At 77.8% G+C, this 6,448-nt stretch carries 7 protein-coding genes; 3 read left to right on the forward strand and 4 right to left on the reverse strand.

What is annotated here, in order from left to right:
• Positions 1-5: 5 nt before the first annotated feature.
• Positions 6-947: a LysR family transcriptional regulator gene (locus GTQ99_RS03715; protein ID WP_166614396.1), complete on the reverse strand. Its 942-nt coding sequence runs from the start codon at positions 945-947 to the stop codon at positions 6-8.
• Between the two features lie 72 nt (positions 948-1,019).
• On the opposite strand from GTQ99_RS03715, the gene GTQ99_RS03720 reads away from it, so the two are divergent.
• Complete coding sequence (locus GTQ99_RS03720) at positions 1,020-1,991, forward strand: DMT family transporter (protein WP_338074694.1); 972 nt, start codon at positions 1,020-1,022, stop codon at positions 1,989-1,991.
• Here GTQ99_RS03720 and GTQ99_RS03725 read toward each other — a convergent pair.
• Positions 1,906-2,436 (reverse strand): GNAT family N-acetyltransferase, encoded by a 531-nt coding sequence (locus tag GTQ99_RS03725; protein WP_338074695.1) that lies wholly within the window; start codon positions 2,434-2,436, stop codon positions 1,906-1,908. The two genes, GTQ99_RS03720 and GTQ99_RS03725, sit on opposite strands and share 86 nt — an antisense overlap.
• A gap of 47 nt (positions 2,437-2,483) precedes the next feature.
• On the opposite strand from GTQ99_RS03725, the gene GTQ99_RS03730 reads away from it, so the two are divergent.
• Complete coding sequence (locus tag GTQ99_RS03730) at positions 2,484-3,584, forward strand: adenosine deaminase (protein WP_166614397.1); 1,101 nt, start codon at positions 2,484-2,486, stop codon at positions 3,582-3,584.
• Here the strand turns inward: GTQ99_RS03730 and GTQ99_RS03735 are convergent.
• Positions 3,556-4,545: a WYL domain-containing protein gene (locus GTQ99_RS03735; RefSeq protein WP_166614398.1), complete on the reverse strand. Its 990-nt coding sequence runs from the start codon at positions 4,543-4,545 to the stop codon at positions 3,556-3,558. The genes GTQ99_RS03730 and GTQ99_RS03735 overlap by 29 nt on opposite strands.
• Positions 4,546-4,606: 61 nt before the next feature.
• Here GTQ99_RS03735 and GTQ99_RS03740 point away from each other — a divergent pair, with 61 nt between their 5' ends.
• Positions 4,607-5,236, forward strand: coding sequence for a TIGR03086 family metal-binding protein (locus tag GTQ99_RS03740; RefSeq protein ID WP_166614399.1), 630 nt, complete (start codon positions 4,607-4,609; stop codon positions 5,234-5,236).
• A 37-nt stretch (positions 5,237-5,273) separates the two neighbouring features.
• Here GTQ99_RS03740 and rsgA read toward each other — a convergent pair whose 3' ends face one another.
• Positions 5,274-6,383, reverse strand: a complete 1,110-nt coding sequence (rsgA, locus tag GTQ99_RS03745) for a ribosome small subunit-dependent GTPase A (protein WP_338074696.1) — start codon at positions 6,381-6,383, stop codon at positions 5,274-5,276.
• Positions 6,384-6,448 lie beyond the last annotated feature (65 nt).

Consider the following 6,448-nt stretch of genomic DNA (forward strand, 5'->3'; position numbering starts at 1 on the left):
GCACGCTAGGTGCTCCAGCGCGCTGCAGGTCCAGGTGCGCGCGGCGACCCGTCCGCCGGGCGGGCGGCGATGCGCTGCAGGGCGGCCAGGACCGTGCGCACGCCCCGGCGCGCCAGCGCCTCCGGGCGCAGCAGCGCGTCGACCTGCCGGGCGGGGGCGGCGTCGGCCAGCGGGCGCACGACGACACCGGGCCCGGGGCGGGCGGTGCGGGCCGGCAGCAGCGCCAGGGCGTCGCCGGAGGCCACGACGGAGGCGGCGACGGAGAAGTCGTTGATGCGGTGCACCACCCGCAGCGGCCGCCCGGCCGCGGCGGCGACCGCGTCCAGCGCCCCGGCGAGCGGGAAGCCCTCGTGGACGGAGATCCACCGCTCGCCCGCCACGTCGGCCACGGCGAGCCGCCGGCGCCGGGCGAGCGGGTGGTCGGCGGCGAGGGCGACGTGCAGCGCCTCGGTGAGCAGCGGCACCACGCGCAGCCGCCGCTCGGGCCAGGGCGGGCCCGCCGGCGGGCGGTGCGCGACGACGACGTCGTGGTCGGCGACGAGCGCGGGGAAGTCGCGCTGGGCGACGTCCTCGTCGCTGCAGCGCAGCGGCGGCCCGCCGGCGGCGGCGACCTCGCGCAGCAGCGGGCCGAACCAGGCCAGCGCCGCGCTCTGGAACGCTGCCACGCCGACGGGCAGGTCGGGGGAGTCCAGGTGCTCGGAGACGGCGCGGGAGGCGGCGTCCAGGGCGGCCGCCACGTCGACGGCGGCCGCGGCCAGCGCCTCGCCCGCGGGCGTGAGGGCCAGCCGCCGGCCCCGGCGCTCGGTGAGGGGGACGGGGCTGGTGCGCTGCAGCGCAGCCAGTTGCTGGGAGACCGCCGACGGCGTGACGTGCAGCGCGCGGGCGACGGCGGCCAGGCTGCCGCGTTCGGACAGCTCCCGCAGCACCACCAGCTGACGCACGTCCATGAAGCGACGCTAACGGAAGGGTTCAGCAACTGGTGGCTGTACTGAACCGTCGCCGTCCTCCACGCTCGCGGGGTGAGCACCTCCCGCCCCGCGCGCACCGACCGCCGCGTCGACCTGGTCCTGCTGGGCGTGGCGCTCGTCTGGGGCAGCAGCTACCTGTCCGCCAAGCTGCTCGTCGGCCTCGGCGTCGCCCCGCTGCTGGCGCTGCGCTACGCCGGCGCCGCGCTCGCGCTGGGGCTCGTGGCGGCGCTCGCGGGGGTGCGCCCGGGGCGCGCGGAGCTGCGCTGCGGGCTGGTGCTGGGCCTGACCCAGGCCGCGGTGCTGGGCCTGGAGACGCAGGGGCTGGCCGGCACCAGCGCGACCAACGCCGGGCTGCTCATCGCCTCCACCCTGCTGTTCACCCCGCTCGCGGAGTCGCTGGTGCGCCGCCGCTGGCTGCCGCCGGCGTTCTTCGCGGCCGTGCTGGTGGCCCTGGTGGGCATCGGGCTGCTCGTGGGGCGCGGCGGGCCGCACGCCCTGCTGCCCGGGGACCTGCTGGTGCTGGCCGCCGCCGTCGTCCGCGCCGGGCACGTCACCGCCCTCGGCGTGCTCGCGCGGCGCCACCCGCTGGACCTGCGCGCCCTCACCCTCGTGCAGCTGCTCGTGGGCGCGGTGCTCTTCGCCGCCCTGGACCCGCGGGGCCTGGCGGCCGCGGCCGGCGCCGCCACCCCGGGCCAGTGGCTCGGCATCGCCCACCTGGCGCTGGGGTGCACCGTCTTCGCCTTCCTCGCCCAGTCGTGGGCGATCCGGCGCACCTCCGCCTCGCGCGCCGGGCTGCTGCTGGGCACCGAACCCCTGTGGGCGGTGGCGATCGGCGTCGCGCTCGGCGGCGAGGCGCTCGGGCCGGTCGCCGCGTGCGGTGCGCTGCTGCTGCTGGCGGGCACCTCCTGGGGCCGGCGCGCCGAGGCGCGCGACCGCCTCAGCGCAGCGGTGCCGGCGCCGAGCCGTCCTGCGGGCCCAGCGGCCGCTGCAGGCGCAGCACGTCGTGCCAGCGCCCGTGCTTGAAGCCGATGCGGGAGAAGGTGCCCACGACCTCGAAGCCGAGCGCGCGGTGCAGGCCGACGCTGGCCTCGTTGGGCAGGGTGATCCCCGCGACCAGGGTGCGGTACCCGCGCTCGGCGAGGCGCTCGAACAGCGCCTCGTACAGCGCGCGCCCGGCGCCGGTGCGGCGCAGCCCGGGAGCCAGGTAGACGCTCGTCTCGCAGGACCAGGCGTAGGCCGCGCGGGCGGCGAACGGGGCGCCGTAGGCGTACCCGCGGACCTCGCCGTCCTCCTCCAGCACCAGCCACGCGTGCCGGGCCGAGGCGGCCTCGATGCGGGCGGCCACCTCCCGCGCGTCCGGCGGCTCGGTCTCGAAGGAGACGGCGCTCTCGCGCACGTGGGGCGCGTAGACGTCGGCGCAGGCGGGCGCGTCGGCGGCGGTCGCGGGGCGGATCAGGCGGGTCGGCACCCACCGGATCGTAGGAGCGCCTCCCCGGGGGCTGTCAGGATGGGCCGGTGAGCACTTCCGAGACGACCCTGGAGCGCGTGCGCCGCCTGCCCAAGGTGTCGCTGCACGACCACCTCGACGGCGGCCTGCGGCCCGCGACGATCGTGGAGATCGCCTCCGCCAACGGCCACGCGCTGCCGACGACCGACCCCGCCGAGCTGGGCGCCTGGTTCCGCGACGCCGCCGACTCCGGCTCCCTCGTGCGCTACCTGGAGACCTTCGACCACACGATCGCCGTCATGCAGGACGCCGAGTCGCTGGCCCGGGTGGCCACCGAGGCCGTCCTGGACCTGGCGGCCGACGGCGTGGTCTACGGCGAGCTGCGCTACGCGCCCGAGCAGCACCTGCGCGGCGGGCTGGACCTGGACGGGGTCGTCGTGGCCGTGGAGGAGGGCATGCGCCGCGGCGAGCGGCTGGCCGCCGAGGCCGGGACGCCGATCCGCGTCGGCACCCTGGTGACGGCCATGCGCCACGCGGACCGCTCGCTGGAGATCGCCGAGCTGGCGCTGCGCCACCGCGACGCCGGGGTCGTCGGCTTCGACATCGCCGGCGCCGAGATCGGCTTCCCGCCCTCGAACCACAAGGCGGCCTTCGACCTGCTGCACGCCGACGACTTCCCGGTGACGATCCACGCCGGCGAGGCCGTGGGCCCGGAGAGCATCCGCGACGCCCTGCACACCTGCGGCGCCGAGCGGATCGGCCACGGCGTGCGCATCGTCGAGGACGTCGAGCTCGGCGAGGGCCGCGACCGCCTCGGGCTGCCGGTCGCGAAGCTGGGCCGCCTGGCGACGTGGGTGCGCGACCGCGGGATCGTCCTGGAGCTGTGCCCGTCGAGCAACGTGCAGACGGGGGCGGCGACCAGCGTCGCCGAGCACCCGGTGACGCTGCTCAAGGACCTGGGCTTCTCGATCTCGGTGAACACCGACAACCGGCTCATGTCGGGCACCTCGCTGTCGCGGGAGTTCGCGCTGCTCACCGACGAGGCCGGCTGGGACCTGGCCGACGTCGAGCGCGCCACCATCACCGCGCTGTCGGCGTCGTTCCTGCCCTTCCCCGACCGCCTGGCGCTGGCGGCCGAGGTCATCCGCCCGGCGTACGCGCAGGGCTGAGGCCCGCGGCGCCGTAGGTGCCGAGCACGTCGCGGGCCGTCCGCACGAGGTCCGCGACGAGCTCGGCGGGTTCCAGGACCTCCACGTCCGCGCCGAACCCCAGCAGGACGGCGCGGGCGGCGGGCGAGGCCCGGAAGCGCAGCAGCAGCTCCTGGCGGCCGCCGGCGCTGGGGCCGAGGACCGGGTCGTCGACGAGCTGGCCGTCGGCCACCCGCAGCAGCACCTCCAGCGCGCGCTCGTGCACGAGCAGCCGCACGGGCTGCGTGCTCGCGCGCGGGCGCTCGACCTGCTCGCGCAGCGCGCTCCACACCTGCGCCAGCGGCGGCAGGTCCACGGGCGTGGCCGCCTCCAGGACGTCGACCGCGCTGACGCGCTCGACGCGGAACAGCCGCGCGCGCCCGCGGTGCAGCCCCACGAGGTACCAGGTGCCGCCCTTGGCGACCAGCCCGACCGGGTCGACGGTGCAGCGCGAGGGGCGCTCGGCGCCGCTGGAGCGGTAGGTCAGCACCGCCCGGCGCGCGGCGAACACCGCCTCCTGCAGCGCCGCCAGCCAGGGGACCGGGCGCGGTCTGCTGCGCCAGCCCGCGGGTTCGACGAGGATCCGCTCCGCGGCCCGCTGCAGCGGCTCGCGCCGCCCCTCGGGGGTGGCCGCCATGAGCTTGCGCAGCGCCGACTCCCAGGCGGGCCGCTGCGGGTCGTCGGGGCCGCCGGCGCCGGAGAACAGCGCCCGCGCCTCGGCGGTGGTGAAACCCGACACGTCGGTGCGCCAGCCGGGCAGCAGGGCGATCCCGCCGCCGCGGCCGCGCTCGGTGTAGACGGGCACCCCCGCGGCCGACAGCGCCTCCACGTCGCGCAGCACCGTGCGCACCGACACCTCCAGGCGCTGCGCCAGCACCGGCGCGGACAGCCGGCCGTGGGTCTGCAGCAGCAGCACGGTGGAGAGCAACCGGTCGGCGCGCACCCGTCGAGGATGTCAGCAGAACACGACAGGAGGTGTCGTGTTTCCCCGGCAGGCTGCCGCCATGACGAACCCCGCTCCCGCTCCCGGCACCGCTCCCGACCCCGCCGCCGCCGCACCGCCGAGCGACCCGCGGCCCCTCATGGGCACCGCGATGGACGTCGTCGAGCGGTTGCTCGTCCTCGTCGGCCCCGCCGACCTCGACGCGCCGACGCCCTGCGAGGGGTGGGACGTGCGCGACCTGCTCGGCCACCTCGTGGCCGTCACCCGCCGCGTCGCGCACATCGCCCGCGGCGGCCGGCCCGCCGACCTGCCGACGGTGCTCGAGTCCGTCCCCGGCGGCGACTGGGCGGCCGCCTGGCGCGCGGGCCGCGCGGACCTGGAGGCGGCGTGGGCGGACGACGACCTGCTCGCCCGCACCGTCGTGCACCCGGCCGGGGAGATGCCCGCCGCCGTGGCCGGGACGATCTACGTGCAGGAGTTCACCGTGCACGCCGGGGACCTCGCGGTGGCGCTGGGGCGCACCGACCTGCTCGACGAGGACCTCGCCCGGCGGATGCTCGACGTCTCCACGCGGTTCCTGCCCGCCTCCCCGCGCGGCGGGCCCGTCCCCTTCGGCCCCGTCGTCGAGGTCCCGGCCGACGCGCCCGCGCACGTCCGGCTGGCCGCCTGGCTGGGCCGCACCGCCGCCTGAACCGCCCGCCGGACCACCGGCGGGTGCGTTCCCGGGTTCAGCGGTGGTGCGCGCGCACCACCTTCACCCGCTGCTTCCACTCGCGCCGGCGCTCCGCGCGCAGCCGGGCGTCGGTGCGGGAGGCGAACCACTCCTGCTCGCGCTGCAGCTTGCGGTAGCTCTCCAGCCGGCGGGCGCTGAAGACCCCCGCGTCGATGGCGGCGAGCACGGCGCACCCGGGTTCCGCCGTGTGCGAGCAGTCGGCGAACCGGCAGTCCACGGCGACCTCCTCCACGTCGGAGAACGTGCGCTCCAGACCCTCCTCCAGGTCCGCGACGCCGAGGGTGCGCAGGCCCGGCGTGTCGAGCAGGACGAGGCCGCCGGGCAGCGCGACGAGTTCGCGGGTCACCGTGGTGTGCCGGCCCCGGCCGTCCACCGCGCGCACCGCGGCGGTGGTGAACCTGTCCTCGCCGAGCAGCGCGTTGGCCAGCGTGGACTTGCCCGCACCGGAGGAACCCAGGAACACCACGGTCCCGGACAGCCTCTCGCGCAACCGGTCCACGCTCGCGGAGTCCAGCGCGCTCACGGCGAGCACCTCGGCGCCGACGGTGTCGGAGGCCACCTCGGCCACGCGCGCGGCGACCTCGCGCGGTGCGGGGACGTCGGCCTTGGTGAGCGCCACCACCGGCTGGGCGCCGGAGTTCCACGCCAGCGCCAGCAGCCGTTCCACCCGCCCCGAGGTGGACCGGGCGTCCGCGGCGACGGTGACGACGACCGTGTCGACGTTCGCGGCGAGCTGGTGGTCGACCGAGCGCCCGGTCACCGAGGCGCGGGCGAGGACGGTGCGCCGCGGCAGCACCCCGACGACCACGGGCGAACCCGGGCCGTCGAGGCGGACGCCCACCCAGTCGCCCGTCGTGGGGTGCGGCACCGGGACCTGCGCGGGCACGTCGACGCGCTGCGGTCCCATCGGCGTCTCGACGTCGCAGGCGCCGCGGTGGACGCGCACGACGCGGGCGGGCAGGACGTGCTCACCGGGGTGCTCGCGCTGGAACCGCGCGCGGAAGTCGTCCCAGCGCTGCGCCCACCCGCCGTCCCAGCCGAGGGCGGCCAGGTGGTCCTCGGGTGCGGACGGCGCGGCGGGCGCGGTCTCGGGGTTCTCGGGCACGCGTCGAGGCTAGGTTCCGCCCCCGGGCGGGCCGCCGGAAAACCCGTCGCCCCGCCCGGGGGCGG

This window comes from Kineococcus vitellinus (genome assembly GCF_009906315.1).
In the GTDB taxonomy this organism is placed as follows: Bacteria; Actinomycetota; Actinomycetes; order Actinomycetales; family Kineococcaceae; genus Kineococcus; species Kineococcus vitellinus.